At 65.8% G+C, this 17,706-nt stretch carries 13 protein-coding genes; 11 read left to right on the top strand and 2 right to left on the bottom strand.

The genetic code is table 11. The features are described from left to right. Nucleotide 1: 1 nt before the first annotated feature. From mnmA to RMO95_RS15680, 4 genes are all read left to right on the top strand, one after another. Nucleotides 2-1,102, top strand: a complete 1,101-nt coding sequence (mnmA, locus tag RMO95_RS15695) for a tRNA 2-thiouridine(34) synthase MnmA (protein WP_310451586.1) — start codon at nt 2-4, stop codon at nt 1,100-1,102. A gap of 81 nt (nt 1,103-1,183) precedes the next feature. After that, nucleotides 1,184-1,474 carry an HU family DNA-binding protein gene (locus tag RMO95_RS15690; protein ID WP_310451585.1) on the top strand — a complete coding sequence of 97 codons (291 nt, stop codon included), beginning with the start codon at nt 1,184-1,186 and terminating at the stop codon, nt 1,472-1,474. Between the two features lie 213 nt (nt 1,475-1,687). Further along, entirely contained in the window at nt 1,688-2,041 is a 354-nt protein-coding gene (locus tag RMO95_RS15685) for an STAS/SEC14 domain-containing protein (RefSeq protein WP_310451584.1), read from the top strand. Continuing rightward, nucleotides 2,038-2,895: a sulfurtransferase gene (locus RMO95_RS15680; protein ID WP_310451583.1), complete on the top strand. Its 858-nt coding sequence runs from the start codon at nt 2,038-2,040 to the stop codon at nt 2,893-2,895. The genes RMO95_RS15685 and RMO95_RS15680 overlap by 4 nt, the downstream gene beginning before the upstream one ends. A 113-nt stretch (nt 2,896-3,008) precedes the next feature. Here RMO95_RS15680 and queG read toward each other — a convergent pair whose 3' ends face one another. After that, the gene (gene queG, locus RMO95_RS15675) at nt 3,009-4,091 is read right to left on the bottom strand and encodes a tRNA epoxyqueuosine(34) reductase QueG (protein WP_310451582.1); all 1,083 of its coding nucleotides are present in this window, start codon (nt 4,089-4,091) and stop codon (nt 3,009-3,011) included. On the opposite strand from queG, the gene tsaE reads away from it, so the two are divergent. The 7 genes from tsaE (at nt 4,086) to ispH (ending at nt 12,148) form a co-directional block, all read left to right on the top strand. After that, nucleotides 4,086-4,586, top strand: coding sequence for a tRNA (adenosine(37)-N6)-threonylcarbamoyltransferase complex ATPase subunit type 1 TsaE (gene tsaE, locus RMO95_RS15670; RefSeq protein ID WP_310451581.1), 501 nt, complete (start codon nt 4,086-4,088; stop codon nt 4,584-4,586). The genes queG and tsaE overlap by 6 nt on opposite strands. Then, nucleotides 4,541-5,815, top strand: a complete 1,275-nt coding sequence (locus RMO95_RS15665) for an N-acetylmuramoyl-L-alanine amidase (protein WP_310451580.1) — start codon at nt 4,541-4,543, stop codon at nt 5,813-5,815. The genes tsaE and RMO95_RS15665 overlap by 46 nt, the downstream gene beginning before the upstream one ends. 281 nt (nt 5,816-6,096) lie before the next feature. Next, complete coding sequence (locus RMO95_RS15660; protein WP_310451657.1) at nt 6,097-7,059, top strand: bifunctional riboflavin kinase/FAD synthetase; 963 nt, start codon at nt 6,097-6,099, stop codon at nt 7,057-7,059. Nucleotides 7,060-7,206: 147 nt separating this feature from the next. Next, on the top strand, nt 7,207-10,125 hold the full coding sequence (gene ileS / locus RMO95_RS15655; RefSeq protein ID WP_310451579.1) for an isoleucine--tRNA ligase: 2,919 nt from the start codon (nt 7,207-7,209) through the stop codon (nt 10,123-10,125). Continuing rightward, nucleotides 10,118-10,603: a signal peptidase II gene (lspA, locus tag RMO95_RS15650; protein ID WP_310451578.1), complete on the top strand. Its 486-nt coding sequence runs from the start codon at nt 10,118-10,120 to the stop codon at nt 10,601-10,603. Before ileS ends, lspA begins: the two co-directional genes overlap by 8 nt. Next, nucleotides 10,600-11,031: a peptidylprolyl isomerase gene (locus tag RMO95_RS15645; RefSeq protein WP_310451577.1), complete on the top strand. Its 432-nt coding sequence runs from the start codon at nt 10,600-10,602 to the stop codon at nt 11,029-11,031. Before lspA ends, RMO95_RS15645 begins: the two co-directional genes overlap by 4 nt. A 184-nt stretch (nt 11,032-11,215) precedes the next feature. After that, complete coding sequence (gene ispH, locus RMO95_RS15640; RefSeq protein WP_310451576.1) at nt 11,216-12,148, top strand: 4-hydroxy-3-methylbut-2-enyl diphosphate reductase; 933 nt, start codon at nt 11,216-11,218, stop codon at nt 12,146-12,148. A 35-nt stretch (nt 12,149-12,183) separates the two neighbouring features. Here ispH and RMO95_RS15635 read toward each other — a convergent pair whose 3' ends face one another. After that, nucleotides 12,184-17,631 (bottom strand): DUF6701 domain-containing protein, encoded by a 5,448-nt coding sequence (locus RMO95_RS15635; protein WP_310451575.1) that lies wholly within the window; start codon nt 17,629-17,631, stop codon nt 12,184-12,186. Nucleotides 17,632-17,706 lie beyond the last annotated feature (75 nt).

The following is a 17,706-nucleotide window of genomic DNA, read 5'->3' as shown; positions in this document are numbered from 1 at the left end:
CATGTCCAAGGGAAAAATCATCGTCGGCCTGTCCGGCGGCGTCGATTCGTCGGTCGCGGCGCTGCTGCTCAAGCGCGAAGGCTACGAGGTGATCGGCCTGTTCATGAAGAACTGGGAGGACGACGACAGCGATGAATATTGTTCCTCGCGCCAGGACCTGATCGACGCGGCCGCAGCGGCCGACGTGATCGGCATCGAGTTCGAGGCGGTGAACTTCTCCGCCGAATACCGGGAGCGGGTGTTCGCCGACTTCCTGCGCGAATACCAGGCCGGGCGCACGCCGAACCCGGACGTGCTGTGCAATTCGGAAATCAAGTTCAAGGCCTTTCTCGACCACGCGCTGGCGCTCGGCGCCGACAAGATCGCCACCGGCCACTATGCGCAGGTGCGCGAGTTTCTCGGTGAATGGCAGTTGCTCAAGGCCGAGGACGGCACCAAGGACCAGAGCTATTTCCTGCATCGCTTGAACCAGGCGCAACTGGCGAAGACCCTGTTTCCCGTAGGCCATCTTTACAAGCGCGACGTGCGCAAGATCGCCGAAGGGGCCGGCCTGCCGAATCATGCGCGCAAGGACTCGACCGGCATCTGTTTCATCGGCGAACGGCCCTTCCGCGAATTTCTCGCGCGCTACCTGCCGAAACAGCCCGGCGAGATCCGCGTGCTGGGCACCGATCGCGTGGTCGGTCGCCACGAGGGCCTGATGTATTACACCCTCGGTCAGCGTGAGGGGCTCGGCATCGGCGGCGTCAGGGGCGCGCCGGAGGAACCCTGGTTCGTCGCCGACAAGGACATGACGCAGAACATCCTCTGGGTGGTGCAGGGCCACGAACATCCCGCCCTGCTGTCGGGCGGCCTGGTGGCACGGGACTTGTCCTGGATCGCCGGTCGGGCGCCGCACACGCACTGGGTCTATGCGGCGAAGACGCGCTACCGCCAGCCGGATGCGGCCTGCGAGGTCGAGCGTGTTTCCGATACGGAGTGCGAGGTGTTGTTTGCTGCGCCGCAATGGGCAGTGACCCCCGGACAATCGCTCGTGCTCTACGAATCGAGGGTGTGTCTGGGAGGCGGCATCATCGCAACACGCCAGGCCCAGTGTGCATAAATTCCTTGTACAAGCCCTCTGGATCGGGTTTAGAATATTTTTTGGGCGGGCTGCCCGAAAATTTCCGGAGGAATTTTAAGTATGAATAAAGCTGAACTGATTGAAATTGCCGCCAAGGAAGCCGACATAAGCAAGGCTGCCGCCGGCAAGGCTCTCGACGGAATCATGGCTGCCGTAGTAAAGGCGGTATCGAAGGGTGATACCGTAACGCTGGTTGGTTTTGGCACCTTCAAGTCGGCCAAGCGCGCGGCGCGTACCGGCAAGAACCCGAAGACCGGCGCCAGCATCAAGATCCCCGCGACCACCGTGCCGAAGTTCAGCGCGGGCGCCGGTTTCAAGCTGGCCGTGTCGGGCAAGAAAGCCAAGAAGTAAACGCGCAACAGCTTTCGCTTGAAGGGGCCCGCTTGCGGGCCCTTTGCATTTCGGCCACCGGCAGCAAATTCCCTTCGGCTTTCCATTGTCTTTTCCGCCCGCGCTGATTATTCTCCCCCTCAAGGAATGGATTGAGCTGCGTGCTCGTATTCGTCCGCTGCCCCCGGAGGGGGCCCATGCCGCCCCGGGGGCGGCCCTTCAGGAGGCATGATCATGATCACCACGCAACATAAGGAGCATCTCGTCGAGTTCGCCGTGTTCGGCGAATTCACGCTGGCCGACTTCAAGGAATTCGAGGAACTGGTCCTCCACGAGATCAAGTTTTCCGGACCGGTGAATCTGCTGGTCGATCTGCGCGACATGGCGGACTTCACCGTGGATGTGGCTTGGGAAGAAATCCGCTTTTCGCGGCAGCATGCCGGCGACTTCAAGCGCATCGCGGTCGTCACCGACAGCCAGTGGGTGGCCTGGAGCGCGTGGCTGGAGCAACTCTTCGTCAATGCCGACCTGACGGTCTTCGCCGACGAAGCCGAGGCCCGCCGCTGGCTGGCCGAAGGCGAGGCATGAGCGAAGCGCTGACGAATACGCCGGCAAGCCTGCTGGTGAATGCCGAGCAACTTGCCGCCCACCCCGAGTGGCGCGTCTTCGATTGCCGGCATGACCTGCAGAACACCGAATACGGCCGCCAGGCCTATGCCCGCGGCCATATTCCGGGCGCGCTGTTCCTGCATCTGGACGAGGATCTTTCGGGTACGGCAAATGGCCGCAACGGCCGCCATCCGCTGCCCGAGCCGGCCGTCTTTGCGCAGCGCATGGCGGACTGCGGCGTCGATGCGTCGACCCAGGTAGTCGCCTACGACAATGAAGGCGGCATTTTTGCGTCGCGCCTCTGGTGGTTGCTGCGCTGGCTCGGTCACGACAAGGTGGCGGTGCTCGACGGCGGGCTGGCGGGATGGAAGCGCAGCAAGCGCGCGCTGGAAGAAAACCTGCCGACGGTCGCACCAGCCCGATTCACACCGCATGCACAGGGCATGACCGTCGATGCCGGCCAGGTGCTGGACGATCTCCAGTCGCCGCGCATGCTGATCCTCGACGCGCGCAGCCCGGAACGCTTCCGCGGCGAAAACGAGACGCTCGATCCGGTCGGCGGCCACATTCCCGGCGCCGTGAATCGCTTCTATTTCGACAACCTCGATGACGACGGCTGCTATTTCAAGCCGGCCGCGGAACTGTGCAGCGAATTCATGGCGCTGCTCGGCGCCAGGCAGGCGGCGCAGGTGGTGCAGCAGTGCGGCTCCGGCGTCACCGCCTGCCACAATCTGCTGGCGATGGAACTGGCCGGCCTGTCCGGTTCGAAGCTGTATCCCGGTTCCTGGAGCGAGTGGTGCGCCGATCCCGCGCGCCCCGTTGCACGCGGCTAGTACGCAGACATGCTGAAACCGATGGATGCAGGAGCGAGCTTGCTCGCGATAGCGGTTTATCGCGAGCAAGCTCGCTCCTACAGGGTATGCGCCTTTTCCCTGTTGACTGACTACTAGACCGTAGCTTCGGCGCCGTGGCGCCTGAGCGCCCAGGCCACATGTTCGCGAACCGGCCCCGACGCATGGTCGGCGCGTGAACGCAGGGCATTGAGCACTTCATCGCCGGTCGGCGCGTTGCCCAGCGCCACGGCGATGTTGCGCAGCCAGCGCTCGTAGCCGATGCGGCGGATCGGCGAACCGGCCAGGCGTTCGTTGAAATCGCTTTCCTCCCAGGCGAACAGCTCGACCAGCGTGGCGCGGTCGAGGCCGTGGCGCGGCGCGAAATCGCCTTCGCGCGTCAATGGCGCGAAACGGTTCCAGGGACAGGCCAGCTGGCAATCGTCGCAGCCGTAGATGCGGTTGCCCAGCAGCGGCCGCAAGGCCTCGGGGATGCTGCTTTTGAGCTCGATCGTGAGGTAGGAGATGCACAGCCGCGCATCGACCCGGTAGGGCGCGACGATGGCCTGGGTCGGGCAGGCGGCGATGCAGGCCGTGCAGCTGCCGCAGTGATCGGTGACCGGCGCATCCGGCGGCAGCGCCAGTTCGGTGAACAGCTCGCCGAGGAAAAAATACGAACCGGCATCGCGCTCCAGCAGCAGCGTGTGCTTGCCGCGCCAGCCCAGGCCGCCGTTCTGCGCCAGGCCGATTTCCATGACCGGGGCCGAATCGGTGAAGGCGCGGTAGGCGAATTCGCCGATCTCCTGCGTGATGCGATCGGCGAGCTGCTGCAGGCGGCTGCGCAGCAGCTTGTGATAGTCGCGGCCCAGGGCGTAGCGCGAAATGAAGGCGCGCTCGCCGTCGGCCAGCGCGGCGGCAGAGTTGGCGCTGGCGCTACGGTAATTCATGCGCGCGGTGACGATGCTGCGCGTGCCCGGCACCAGTTCGGCCGGCAGCGCGCGCTTGTTTCCCTTGGCTGTCGCATGCGCCGCCATATAATCCATTTCGCCATGGCAGCCGGCCGCCAGCCAGGCTTCCAGATTCTCGGCGGCATGGCCGGGCTCGATGCCGGAAAAACCGATCGCGTCGAAGCCGAGGTCCTTGCCCCAGCGCCGTATCTTGTCCTTCAGTTCCGCCGGATTCTTAGCGTACTCATGCATGCCGAACATCTTACTTTAGCCCTGCCCGACGAAGCCGCCACCCTGGCGCTGGGCGCCGCGCTGGCCGCGAATCTGGCGCCGGGCATGGTGGTCTGGCTCGAAGGCGACCTCGGCGCGGGCAAGACCACGCTGGTGCGCGGACTGCTGCGCGCGGCCGGCGACAGCGGTCCCGTGAAAAGCCCCACCTACACACTGGTTGAAGTTCACGTGGTTTCTGGATTACACTTCTATCACTTTGATTTTTATAGATTCAATCAGGCGGAAGAATATCTCGATGCGGGGCTCGACGAATATTTTTCAGGAAGCGGGATTTGTCTGGTCGAATGGCCCGACAAGGCCGCGCCTTACCTGCCTGCCGCCGATATGCGAATCGAATTGCGCGTGGCGCCGGGCGCAGGCGGCGAGGGGCGCAGGGCCCGCATCGCCGCCGCCGGCGCCAGGGGACGGACATGCCTGGCCGGCGTGATGTCCTCAAGTTCGCTGCGGCCAGCCTGACCCTGCTGGTTTCGAGAGTTGGCGCTGGCGCCACGGCGGCCAGCAGCATCCTCGCCGTGCGCGTCTGGCCGGCCCGCGACTACACCCGGGTGACGCTGGAACACGATCAGGCGATCCGCTATTCCCACATGCTGGTGAAAGATCCCGAGCGCCTGGTGCTCGACCTCGAAGGCGTCGAGTTCAATTCAGTGCTGCAGATGCTGCCCTCGAAAATCATCGACGCCGATCCCTACATCAGGCTGATCCGCGCCGGGCGCAACAAGCCGGGCGTGGTGCGCCTGGTGATCGAGCTCAAGGGCGAGGTCAAGCCGCAGGTGTTCGCGCTGAAACCGGTCGGCGAATACGGCCACCGCCTGGTGCTCGACCTGTATCCGGCTGAGCCGGTAGACCCCTTGATGGCGCTGCTGGAAAAATCCGCCGAGCCGCCGCTGAAAGCCGAGCCCGGGCTGGGCCAGCGGCCGGCGCAGCCCGCAGCGGGAAGCGAAAAGCCGGAGCCCGGACCCGAGATCGCGCGCCTCATCACCATCGTGCTCGATCCCGGGCATGGCGGCGAAGACCCCGGCGCGGTCGGTCGCGGCGGCAGCTACGAAAAGCATGTCACCTTGTCCGTGGCGCGGCGGCTCAAGCAAAAGATCGATGCGACGCCCAACATGCGCTCGGTGCTGACGCGCGACGGCGACTATTTCATTCCGCTGAATCAGCGCGTGCAGAAGGCGCGCCGGGTGCAGGCCGACCTCTTCCTCTCGGTCCATGCCGATGCCTTCATCAAGAGCACGGCGCGCGGTTCCAGCGTCTTCGTGCTGTCGGAAAACGGCGCCTCGAGTTCGGCCGCGCGCTGGCTGGCGAACAAGGAAAATTCGGCCGATCTGGTCGGTGGCGTGAATATCGGCGTCAAGGATCCCTACCTCGCGCGCACCCTGCTCGACCTGTCGCAGACCGCCACGATCAACGACAGCCTCAAGCTGGGCAAGGACGTGCTGGGCGAACTGGGGCGCATCAACACGCTGCACAAGGCACACGTCGAGCAGGCCGGCTTCGCCGTGCTGAAGGCGCCGGACATTCCCTCCATCCTGATCGAGACAGCCTTCATTTCCAATCCCGAGGAAGAGGCGCGGCTCAACGACGAGGCTTACCAGGACCGCATGGCCGAGGCCATCCTCAAGGGCATCCGCCGTTACTTCGCCAAGAATCCGCCGCTGGCCAAGTCCAAGCTGGCGCGGCTCGACTGAGAGCTTGTGAATAAATCTACTGCGCGTGCCGGATCGGGGCTTGGGCGGCTCATTTGGCAAACCCGGCTATCCTCATGTACAAACTCGTACATTCCGGTAGCTGCGCTCCGGCCGCACCCCGCTGCGGCCCAGCGGCTACGCCCCGAAGGAAGTCCCCTTGGGGGACGATTTCTTCACAAGCTCTGAGCAGGCCGGAATCCCGCGCCGCGTAGCCTTTTGCGGTTCCGGAAGTGCCCGCCGAGCTTGATATAATCGACCGCTTTCCCTGCCGTCTCAACCCCATGCTGGTTTTTCGCGGTGTTCCCGAGCGGGCGACGACGTCTACGGTGCTGACCATCGGCAATTTCGATGGCGTGCATCGTGGTCATCGTGCGCTGCTGGCCGAATTGACTGCCAAGGCGCGCGAACTCGCGTTGCCGGCGACGGTGCTCACCTTCGAGCCGCATCCGCGCGAACTGTTCGCCCCGGATCAGGCGCCGGCGCGCCTGGCCAGCCTGCGCGACAAGATCGAACTGCTGGCCGAGGCCGGTGTCGACCGTGTCCATGTCTGCCGCTTCACCCGCAAGCTGGCCGCGTTGACCGCCGAGCAGTTCATCGAACGCATCCTGGTGCGTGGGCTCTCGGTGCGGCATCTGATCATCGGCGACGACTTTCGCTTCGGCAAGGGCCGCAGCGGCGACTTCGCCCTGTTGCAGCAGGCCGGCCACGAGCACCGCTTCGTCGTCGAGGCGATGCACACGGTAGATTTCGGCGGCGTCCGCGTCTCCAGTTCGGCGGTGCGCGCGGCGCTGGCCAGCGGCAACATCGAGCAGGCCGAAGCGCTGCTGGGGCGCGCCTTCGTCATCGCCGGCCGGGTCATGGACGGCAAGAAGCTCGGCCGCACCATCGGTTTTCCCACCGCCAACATCCAGGTGCGGCGCAAGCGCCTGCCGCTCTCGGGGGTGTATGCCGTCTCGGTCTCGGGCATTGGACCGCAGCCGATTCCCGGCGCAGCCAACATCGGCGTGCGGCCGACCGTGGAGGCCGGCCTAAAACCGGTGCTGGAAGTTCATTTGCTGGATTTCGACCGCGATATCTACGGCCTGCACGTCGATGTGAACTTCCTGCACAAGCTGCGCGACGAGGCCAAGTTCGATTCCCTGGATGCACTCAAGGCGCAGATCGCCCGCGACGTCGCCGACGTGCGCGCCTATTTCAACACCCGTTCAAAGCCCATGGCTTCGATGACCCGCTCCGAGACATGAAATTCCTATGCTTCGTTACGCCACGGGCTGGTAGGTTTTGCCCGCCCCCCATCCCCCCCTCGCGGGGGCTTCCTGTCTGGCTCGCTGCGCTCGATTGTTACCAAGCGCGGTTGCCGGTGTACTTCACGCTAATTGATGGCACGACCCATGGCTGATTACCGCAAGACCCTCAACATGCCCGACACGCCCTTCCCGATGCGCGGCGACCTCGCCAAACGCGAGCCGGGCTGGATCGCCCAGTGGCAGCAGCAGAAGCTCTACCAGAAGATCCGCGCCGCGGCCCAGGGGCGTCCGCGCTTCGTGCTGCACGACGGGCCGCCCTATGCCAATGGCGACATCCACATCGGCCATGCGGTGAACAAGATCCTCAAGGACATCATCGTCCGCTCCAAGACCCTGGCCGGCTTCGATGCGCCCTATGTGCCGGGCTGGGACTGCCACGGCCTGCCGATCGAGCACCAGATCGAGAAAACCCACGGCAAGCACCTGGCCGCCGAACAGGCGCGCGCGCATTGCCGCAGCTTTGCGCAGGAGCAGATCGAACGGCAGAAGAACGACTTCATCCGCCTCGGTGTGCTCGGCGACTGGGACCGTCCCTACAAGACGATGGAATACCGCGTGGAGGCCGACGAGGTGCGCGCGCTGGGCGAGATGTACCGGCGCGGTTATTTGTTCCAGGGCCTGAAGCCGGTCAATTGGTGCTTCGACTGCGGCTCGGCGCTGGCCGAGGCCGAAGTCGAATATGCCGACAAGAAGTCGCCGGCGATCGACGTGGCTTTTCCGCTCGACCTCGCCGAGCGCGGCCGCCTGGCCGGCGCCTTCGGTCTCGCCGCGCTGCCGGAGAAGACGGCCTACGCGGTGATCTGGACCACCACGCCATGGACCATTCCCGGCAACCAGGCGCTGAATGTGCATCCCGAGTTTGTCTACGAACTGGTCGACACCGCGAAAGGCCTGCTGATCTTCGCCGCCGAATTGCGCGCGCAGGCGCTGCAGCGCTACGGCCTCGACGGCAAGGTGCTCGGCGCGGCGCGCGGCACTGCGCTCGACCGCATGGTATTCCGCCACCCCTTCTACGACCGGGCGTCGACCGTCTACCTCGGCGACTATGTCACGCTCGACACCGGCACCGGCATTGTCCATAGCGCGCCGGCCTATGGCGTCGAGGACTACGATTCCTGCAAGCGCGCCGGCATGAAGAACGACGAGATCCTGACCCCCGTCCAGGGCGACGGCCGCTTCGCCGAGAGCCTGCCCTTCTTCGGCGGCATGAATGTCTGGAAGGCCAATGCGGTCATCATCGAGAAGCTGGCCGAGGTCGGCAGCCTGATGGCCAGCGGCGAAATCACCCACAGCTACATGCACTGCTGGCGCCACAAGACGCCGATCATCTATCGCGCCACGACACAATGGTTTGTCGGCATGGACAGGGTGGTGACCCACCCTGTCCATTCCGGACAACCGGACAGCCATCCCCCCGTCCCCCTTCCCGGGGAAGGGGGCGATAAATTTGCGTCGCCTGCGGCGACAGAGGAAAAGCAATCCACTCTGCGCGACGCGGCGCTGGCCGCCATCGAAGCCACCGAGTTCTTCCCCGCCTGGGGCAAGGCGCGCCTGCACGCGATGATCGCCAATCGTCCCGACTGGTGCGTCTCGCGCCAGCGCAACTGGGGTGTGCCGATTCCCTTCTTCCTGCACAAGGAAACTGGCGAGCCGCACCCGCGAACGCTGGAGCTGATCGAGCAAGTCGCCAAGCGCATCGAGGGCGGCGGCATCGAGGCCTGGTTCGCGCTCGACGCGAAGGAACTGCTCGGCGCCGAGGCGGAGCAGTACGACAAGATGCGCGATACGCTCGATGTCTGGTTCGATTCGGGCACCACGCACCGCACGGTGTTGCGCGGCTCGCACGCCGACGAGCTGAGCTATCCGGCCGATCTTTATCTGGAAGGTTCGGACCAGCATCGCGGCTGGTTCCATTCCAGCCTGCTGACCGGCTGCGCGATCGACGGCCGCGCGCCCTACCAGGCGCTGCTGACCCATGGCTTCGTGGTCGACGGCAAGGGCATGAAGATGTCCAAGTCGAAGGGCAACGTGGTCGCGCCGCAGAAGATCTCCGACACGCTGGGCGCCGAAATCCTGCGCCTCTGGGTCGCCAGCACCGACTACTCGGGCGAGCTGTCGATCGACGAGAAGACCATCCTGCCGCGCGTGGTCGAGGTCTATCGCCGGCTGCGCAACACCCTGCGCTTCCTGCTGGCGAATACGGCGGATTTCGATGCCGGGGGTGGCAACGGCGCCCAGATGCTGCCGCCGGCCGAATGGCTCGAAGTGGACCGCTATGCGCTGGCGCTCACGCGCCGGCTGCAGGAGCAGTGCACGGCGGATTACGCGCGCTACGAGTTCCACAAGATCGTGCAGGCGCTGATGAATTTCTGCTCGGAAGATCTCGGCGCCTTCTACCTCGACATCCTCAAGGACCGGCTCTACACCGCCGCCGAGAATTCCCGCGCGCGGCGTTCGGCGCAAAGCGCGTTGTGGCACATCCTGCAAAGCGTGACGCGGCTCATGGCGCCGATCCTGTCCTTCACTGCCGAAGAAATCTGGGCGATCATGGGCAGCAAATGCGAGCAGGGCGACAGCGTGATGCTTTCGACATGGCACGAACTGCCGCCGCTGGCCGAAGAGTTGGCGCTGGCGACACGGTGGCAGGCGATACGCGCGGTGCGCGCCGAAGTGGCGAAGGTCCTCGAAGATCTGCGCGCGGCCGGCAAGATCGGCTCTTCGCTGCAGGCCGAGGTAAGCCTGCGCGCCGACGCCGCGACCTACGAGCTGCTGGCCTCGCTGGGCGACGACCTCAAGTTCGTCTTCATCTGCTCCAAGGTGAGCCTCGAAAAAGCCGACGCCGCCAGCGGCGTTAGTATCGAGGCCAGCGCCAGCGCCCACGTCAAGTGCGCGCGCTGCTGGCACTGGCGCGAGGACGTCGGCCAGGATGCCGAACACCCCGAACTCTGCGGACGCTGCGCGTCCAACCTGTTCGGCGCCGGCGAGGCGCGCGAGATTGCCTAGGCTCGCCGCCTGGCTGGCGCTGGCGGCGCTGGTGCTGGTGCTCGACCTGGCCAGCAAGGCCTGGGTGCTGGCGAGCTTTCGCCTCATGGAGAGCCAGGTCGTGACCTCATTCTTCAACCTCGTGCTGGTCTACAACTCGGGAGCGGCCTTCAGCTTCCTGGCCGGGGCCGGCGGCTGGCAGAAGTGGTTCTTCGTCGTCCTCGCGCTGGCGATTTCGGTCTGGCTGGTCAGCCTGCTGCGCCATCACGCACAGGAGCGCCTGCTGCCGACCGCGCTGGCGCTGATCCTCGGCGGCGCCATCGGCAACGTGATCGATCGCCTGCGCTTCGACGCCGTGGTCGACTTCCTCGATTTTCACCTGGCGGGCTATCATTGGCCGGCCTTCAACGTGGCCGATTCGGCCATCACTGTCGGCGTGGCGCTGATGCTCTGGCATCAGTTCCGCTATGGCAAGGAAACTGAAAAGAGCCCCGAATGACCGAGACCGTACGCGCCGGCAACCTGATCACGCTGCATTACCGCGTCGCCACCGGCGACGACACCGAACTGGTGAGCACCTTCGACTCGACCCCGGCGACGCTGCAGCTCGGTAGCGGGGAACTCGCGCCGCCGCTGGAACACTGCCTGATCGGCATCCCGGTCGGCGAGCGCCACGTCTTCCTGCTCGAAGCCGACCAGGCCTTCGGTCCGCACAACCCGCAACTCACGCAGCGCATGGCGCGCTCCGCCCTGCCGCCGAACGCCAGCCCGGAGCTGCACGGCCTGATCGAGTTCGCCGCGCCCAATGGTGACAAATTCACCGGCATCGTGCGCGAGCTCGACGACGCAGCGGTGCTGGTGGATTTCAACCACCCGCTGGCCGGCAAGCCGGTGCGTTTCGAAGTCGAGATCATAGGAATACTATGACCTATCCCCCAACCCCGGCCCCACGGCCGGCTTTGCACAGCCGGCCGGCTGCGGCGGCGCGGAGCAGTGCTCCGCGAAACCCCGCCTATGCCCCGAGGGAATGGGTGACCAAGGTTCCGCCGCTGCGCGGTGTCCAACTGATTTTTGCCGAGGCCTCCTTGGGGCGGCCCGGCGGAGGCCTGTAATGCAAATCCTGCTCGCCAATCCCCGCGGTTTCTGCGCCGGCGTCGAACGCGCGATCGCCATCGTCGAACGTGCGCTGGAAAAATTCGGCGCGCCGATCTATGTGCGCCACGAGGTGGTGCACAACCGCTACGTGGTGGACGGCCTCAAGGCCAAGGGCGCCATATTCGTCGAGGAACTGGATGAGGTGCCCGACGGCGCCACGGTGATCTTCAGCGCCCACGGCGTGCCGCAGGCGGTGCGCCGCGAGGCGGAGGCGCGCGGCCTCAAGGTCTTCGACGCCACCTGCCCGCTGGTGACCAAGGTGCATCTCGAAGTATCGCGCCTGCACAAGCAGGGCTACGAAATCGTCATGATCGGGCACAAGGGCCACCCTGAAGTCGAAGGCACCATGGGCCAGGCCACCGGCCAGATGTACCTGGTGGAAAGCACCGACGACGTCGCGCAATTGAAAGTTGGCGCTGGCGCCCCGGCGCCGCTGGCCTATGTGACGCAGACCACCCTGTCGGTGGACGATGCGCGCGTCATCGTGCACGCACTGATGAAGCGCTTTCCGAACATCGTCGGGCCGCGCAAGGACGACATCTGCTACGCGACGCAGAACCGCCAGGATGCGGTCAAGGCGATGGCCGGCAAGGTCGACCTGGTGATCGTGGTCGGCTCGAAGAACAGCTCCAACTCCAACCGCCTGCGCGAAGTCGCCGCGATCGGCGGCATCCCGGCCTATCTGGTCGATGGAGCGGAGCAGATCGAGGCCCGGTGGCTCGCCGGCGACGTCCGAGTCGGCGTCACGGCCGGCGCTTCGGCGCCCGAGGTGCTGGTCAACGGCGTGGTGCAGCGCCTGCAGGCGCTCGGTGCCGGCAGCATCGAGACCCTGGTCGGGGTGGAAGAAAACGTGAACTTCCCCCTGCCGAAGGAACTCCTCGCCGAATAGCCTGCAACGCCGACCCTCGCGGACGCGGCGGTGACTCAGTAGCGTTCGCGCAGGTAGATGTAGGGCGCTTTGGGTGAGCCGAACCGGACGCGGGCGGTCGGGTTCTGGTTCCAGGCGCCGGCGCTGGTCCAGCTACCTTTGAGCCAGGGCATCGCGGCGAGATCCAGCGTCAGGTCGGCGCTGCCGACGGCGGAGGTGCAGCCCGGGCTAACACAGGGTTTGTTGAGGACGATGGTGGCTGTGCCCGTGGTCAGTGTCAGCGGGCTGGCCGTCATCCAGTTGCCGGTGGTGCCGGCACCGGTGTTGGGGTCGGTGCCGGTTATGCGGAAATTGGCATTGGCAAGCGGTGTGCCGGCAGTGCCATAGGCGAGACTGCCCATTGCTGCAGACACTCCGGTGCAGTTATCGTCGGTATTGGTCCGCCACTGGGTGCATGCGGCGCTGACCACGCTGGCGCAGTACATGGTGCGGGCCGTGACCCGCAGCGGCAGCAGTTCCGAGCCATAGGCGTTGTCTACACGCAGGATGCCGAAGCGCTGCAGCGAGGTGCCGAGCGAAGCGGCGCTCGTCAGCGTCACGCCGTCCGAGTCGACCGGCAGGGTAGTCACCGTCACCGTGGTCGGCAGCGCCGGACCGGTCGGCCGGCTTATCTGGTGCAGGGCGGTGACGGTGGTACTGCCGGCAGCCCAGTTCGCCGCAGCCGGCGCGGTCGCGCTGGCGGCCAGGGCGGCGCCGGCCGGCTGGGATGGCACCCAGGTGCTGACGGCAAAGCCGTAGCCGGGACTAGCGGCGGAGGCCGGTGCCGCGCCCCAGACCAGCAGCGGGAGCTTGGCCCAACTGCTGCTGCCATCGCCGACGTAATTCTGGGTCGTGCCATTGCCCGCATTCTGGGCCGTCAGCGTGAACACCGTAGTGAATCCATCCTGGCCGAAATAGGTGAAGGGCGTTGGACCGGTGGCGCAGGCCTGGGTGATGGTCGGCATAGTGAGGGCGAAGTGATCCGGCGTGAAGCGGCCGAAGTAGGGCGAGGTGATCGTCCCGCCCGAGGTATTGGTGCCGCCGAAATAGCAGCCGTACTTGCCGTTGCCGTCCAGCACGTTCGGATCGGCCGGATCGACGGCGGTGCCGACCTTGTTGTCGATGAAGCATTCCGGCGTGGCCTTGCTGCGATCGACATCGACAAAACTGCCATCGTCGTAAATGCCCCAGGGCAAGAAGCGGAAGCTGCCGACTTCGGAATAGCTGAACGTCGTGCCTTTGGAAATCCAGCTGCTGGCGAGCGTCGCCGGCGCGAAGCTGCCGCTGAGGGTGCCGGTTTGCACGGCGCCGGCGTGGGCCTCGAGCCTGTTGCTGTTGATCAGCGCGGTACCGGTGTAGCCGTTGACCGAGGCGGCGTCCAGACCGAAGTTGGTGCCGGCCTTGATGGTCGGCGTACCGCTGATCCCGGTATTGGTCGCATCGGGAGAGCTCAGGCTGAAACTGGGCGGCCGGATCGCGAAGTTGTCGGACGAGCAGGCCGTTGTCGCGCCGCTGACCATGCGCACGCGCACGTCCGGTGCGGCATTCGCATAGTTGAAGCTGAAGGTCCGCCGTCCGGCATCTGCCCCGGTGAAGGTGTAGGGCGAGGCCGGCGCAGTGGGGTTGGCCAGTGACGTCGTGCTGCAGGTGCCGGGGGCGACGCCGGTTTGATCGACTAGATCGACAGTGACCGCACCCGTGAAGCCGGTGTTGATCACGCCGGCGGTCAGGGCCATGACATCGACAGTAAATGCCGTACCGGCCAGCTTGGTGTAGATCGGCGTGCTGGGGTTGTTTCCCGTTTCAACCGCATCGAAGGCGCAGGCATTCGATGAGTAGGTGAGCGAGCAGTCGCCGCCGGTGGCGCCGTTGTAGCAAATCGCGGTCATGCTGCTGGGCGCCGTTACGCTGCCGCCCAGGGTCACCGTGCCGGTGGTCGGCTTGCTCAGGGTCACCTGTACCTGGCCGCTGCTGAAGGTGACCGGGTCGGTCGACCAGGTGGCGCCGGCGATGCCTGTCAGGTCCACGGTCACGCTGTTGGGATAGAGCGCGGAACACGCGGCGTTGGCGCAGGCCTTGATGGTGATGGTTTCGGGCGCGCAGGTCAGGGCACTGCCATCGTGAATGATGCGCACGTGGTCGAGCACCGGCGTCGCGATGGGTTGCGCCGTACACACCGTGAGGTTGTCAATTTCATGGACGTTGGTCGCGCCTCCGGTCGAGGCGGTGAAGGAAAAGAACCAGTAGGGGGGCACGGCGGCCTGGGTCACGATCGCCTTGGCGTCATAGGTCGGGATCACGGTGGCGTAGCTGGTCCCGGTGCCGGTGAGGTCGCGATCGACGGTGACGAAGGCGCTGACGCCGTTGCTGTGATCCACCGTGACCCGGTAGCGGTGGGCGGCCACCGCTGCCGGTTGCGGGCGCAGCGCGAGCAGGACGCCGCGGTTGTCATTGTTGCCGCCGGTGAAGGTGATCGGGCCGATGGCCCCTGCCGCGGCTTGCGTCGCGTAATGGATGGCGATGGTTTCGTCGGCGCCGAGACCTGATTCGAAGCACAGGGACTCGTTCCAGGTCAGCCCGCCGGTCACCGAGGGGCTGAGGCTGCAACTGTTGTTATTGTTGATGTGGCCGGCGAACAGCATCATCGCGTCGGGGGTCACGGTGGTCATCGACCCCGATGTCACATTGTTGCTGTTGACGGTGTCGGCGTAATGGCTGGCGGCATAGGCCACGTCGAAGGGCGTCGTCGTATCGACGCCGCGGAATGCGGCGCAGCCGGCAACGATGCCGCCGCCACCCGTATGGGTAAACGTCGGATTGGTTTCCGCAGCGGACGCGGCCTTCTTGTAGAACAGCGACGAACGCGGATTGCCGGAACCGGTTTGCGCCAGTTGATAGACCTCGGTCCAGCCACTGGTGGCGACGCTGTGGGCGGTATTGTCGTTCGACGTCGCGGCGCACAGCAGCAGGTCGTTCGTCTGGTGGCCGGGCAGGGTCGGCGTCACATTGCCGCCGTTCGCCGCCGCCAGGGCGCCGGCACCGACGTGGGTGACCGCCGGCAGCGCCACCGCCTGGTCGATGCCGGGGCTCAGCACGCCCGACTGGGTATGGAAGTTGTAGCCGCTCTGGCCGGAGCCGGAGCCGCGGATGGTGACCGAATCGGCTTGCGCGCCGGGGCCGTCGACGCGGCCCTCGGTGGGATTCGAAAAATTGCCGTATTCGTCGAGGCCGACGCCGATCCAGCCGCCGGCGAAGCCGGGACAGCCCCCCGGCGTCGTGCAGTCGGAACCCGGGTTGCTCTTCTGCGCATAGCCGAGCGAGCCGCCGAAGGCGCCGGCCACCGGCGCGATCGAGGAATCGGACAGGGTCAGGACCACGCCGTCGGCACCGGTGCCGCCGTAAGTCAGAAGATCGAATTCGGCCACCACCTTGTTGCCGGCACCGGGGAACAGGCGCTGCAGGTGCACTGCGGTGGCCCGGTTGCCGGCGGCATCGGTGAGGCGCAGGCGGTTGCTGACGATCTCGGCGTCGAGTATGGTGCCGACGCTCTTGGTGCGGGTCCAGTTCCCGGTTTCCAGCAGGGTGCTGCGGTTGAAATCGTCGGTGAAGCACAGCGACGGCGCGGTGAAGGTCACCTGCGCCGTCTGGGTGATGACGATCGAATCGGTGGTGTCGGTCGCGGTGTAGGTGATCGGCCCTTCGGTGGTGCCGTTCTTGACGCTGAAGGTCGCGATGCCGCTGGCATCGGTGGTGCCGCTGATGGTGGTGATCACCGAACTGCCCGAGCCCGCGGCGAGCGTGACGGTCTTGCCCGGCACCGGCGTGCCCGTGCTGTCTTTCAGGGTCACCGTGATCGTCGCCGTGGTGTAGGTGTCGGCCGGCACCGAGGTCGGCACGGCAACCACCGTCGACGTGGCGGCGCTGACCGCGCCATGGGGGGTGATGGTGCCCATTGCGACGCCTGCATCGTAGTTGCCGTGGGTGTCCTTCTGGAACACCTTGTAGGTATAGGCTTGGCCGGCGGTCAGGGCCGCGGTCGTGCATTCTCCCGAGCTGCTGCCCGGACCGTCGATTCTGGACAATGCCGTGGATGCGGCCGACGAGACCACGCAGGCGACGGTGGCGGTGCCGTTGGTGGCGCCGAACGTCGGGGTCGAGCCTTCGGTCGGCACCTCGCCACCGGCCGACGCGCCGGTCCAGCGATAGATCACCGAGCCCGCCGTGGTGGTGAAGTCGCCTGCCGCGGAAGTCGTCCAGCTCAGTGTGGTCTGGCTGTTGCCCGTGACGCCGCTGGCCGCGGTGGCGCCCACCGGCGAGAGATTGTCGATGGTCAGCGCGTTCGCGTTGGTATCGCTGCCGGCGTGGTTGTTGGGCCCGGCCCAGGCGGTCACCGGGGCGGTGATGGCGTAGTCGGCGCCCGGCACTGCGGGCATCGTGGCATGGCTCAGGGGCGTGACGCGGATCTTGAAGCTCGTCAGCGTTGTGGTCGCCGTCATGCCCGCGACGGCGATGGTGTTGGATCCGGTAAGTGGCGCCGCGGTGGAACCCAGCACGGTGTTGGCGTTGTCGGTGATCGCCAGCAGGGCTATGCCGCTGTTGCTCGATAAGTTGACCGTGACGGAGGAGATGGCTTCCGTGCCGGCGCTGGTCTGCAGGGTGAACAGGTTGACGTCGGTGGCGCCGGCGCCGGGGGCGATGGTGGCCGCCGCCGGGTCCGTGCCGGTGGCGAGGGTGGTCGCGGGCACTTCGCGGAAGGCAAGGATGGAACTGTTGCCGGCGTCGCCGGCGTTGGCCGTTTGTCGATTGATGACGTTGCCGGATGCTCCCGCTGTGGCCAAGATCCTGTAGGCGGAAGATTGCGAAGTGTCGTTGCCGTCGGTGTTGCGATACTGGGCGTCGCCTGCGTTGGTCCAGCCGCCGGTCTGCAATGCCCATGTGTTGTCGTCGATACTGAACCAACTGGCAAAGACCAGGGCGCCGTCGGTGACCGTGGTGATTCCGGTGATGGTCACGTCGCGTGGTGCGGCGGGCGCTGCAAAGCTGGCATTGGTCTGCGCCACGTCCAACGCCCAGCCATTCGCCGTGGAGGAAGGTCGGAACACATGCATTGTCACCGTCGTGGCGTTCGCCGCCCCGGGAAAGGCAACGCTGGGATCGGTCGACCAGGTGCCGTTGAAGCGTGCCCAGAAGATCCTTGAGCTGGTATTCGTGGTGTTGGCAGCCTGCGAGGTCCAGGTTTGCCCGCCGTCTGCCGAGATTGTCAGCGTATTGCCGGTTTCACGCGAGTTGGCGACCAGGATCACAAGATCGCCGGCAAGCATCGCCCCGGGTGGCGTGACGGGCACCGCGGTCAGATCCAGACTGACGTTGTCCGCGGGATTCGATGCCGACGCGAAATAGGTGATCGCCGCGTGCGCCGGACTCTGGGCGATGGCCAGCAGGGCGGCGAAGGCGATCGCTCTCATCAGTAAGCCGCAGGCGTGTGCGAGGGCAGACCATGTTTTCCCGAACGGCGAAGGCCGTGAGTTGGTGCTGTGATC

It is taken from the genome of Sulfuritalea sp. (genome assembly GCF_031426875.1).
GTDB lineage: Bacteria > Pseudomonadota > Gammaproteobacteria > Burkholderiales > Rhodocyclaceae > Sulfuritalea.
This window is presented reverse-complemented; position numbering and strand designations above follow the sequence as displayed.

What these genes read in the sequence shown, in the direction of transcription:
- mnmA (WP_310451586.1), top strand. Translation starts at nt 2, where the DNA reads ATGTCCAAGGGAAAAATCATCGTCGGCCTGTCCGGCGGCGTCGATTCG.
- RMO95_RS15690 (WP_310451585.1), top strand. Translation starts at nt 1,184, where the DNA reads ATGAATAAAGCTGAACTGATTGAAATTGCCGCCAAGGAAGCCGACATA.
- RMO95_RS15685 (WP_310451584.1), top strand. Translation starts at nt 1,688, where the DNA reads ATGATCACCACGCAACATAAGGAGCATCTCGTCGAGTTCGCCGTGTTC.
- RMO95_RS15680 (WP_310451583.1), top strand. Translation starts at nt 2,038, where the DNA reads ATGAGCGAAGCGCTGACGAATACGCCGGCAAGCCTGCTGGTGAATGCC.
- tsaE (WP_310451581.1), top strand. Translation starts at nt 4,086, where the DNA reads ATGCATGCCGAACATCTTACTTTAGCCCTGCCCGACGAAGCCGCCACC.
- queG (WP_310451582.1), bottom strand. Translation starts at nt 4,091, where the DNA reads ATGCATGAGTACGCTAAGAATCCGGCGGAACTGAAGGACAAGATACGG.
- RMO95_RS15665 (WP_310451580.1), top strand. Translation starts at nt 4,541, where the DNA reads ATGCCTGGCCGGCGTGATGTCCTCAAGTTCGCTGCGGCCAGCCTGACC.
- RMO95_RS15660 (WP_310451657.1), top strand. Translation starts at nt 6,097, where the DNA reads ATGCTGGTTTTTCGCGGTGTTCCCGAGCGGGCGACGACGTCTACGGTG.
- ileS (WP_310451579.1), top strand. Translation starts at nt 7,207, where the DNA reads ATGGCTGATTACCGCAAGACCCTCAACATGCCCGACACGCCCTTCCCG.
- RMO95_RS15645 (WP_310451577.1), top strand. Translation starts at nt 10,600, where the DNA reads ATGACCGAGACCGTACGCGCCGGCAACCTGATCACGCTGCATTACCGC.
- ispH (WP_310451576.1), top strand. Translation starts at nt 11,216, where the DNA reads ATGCAAATCCTGCTCGCCAATCCCCGCGGTTTCTGCGCCGGCGTCGAA.
- RMO95_RS15635 (WP_310451575.1), bottom strand. Translation starts at nt 17,631, where the DNA reads ATGAGAGCGATCGCCTTCGCCGCCCTGCTGGCCATCGCCCAGAGTCCG.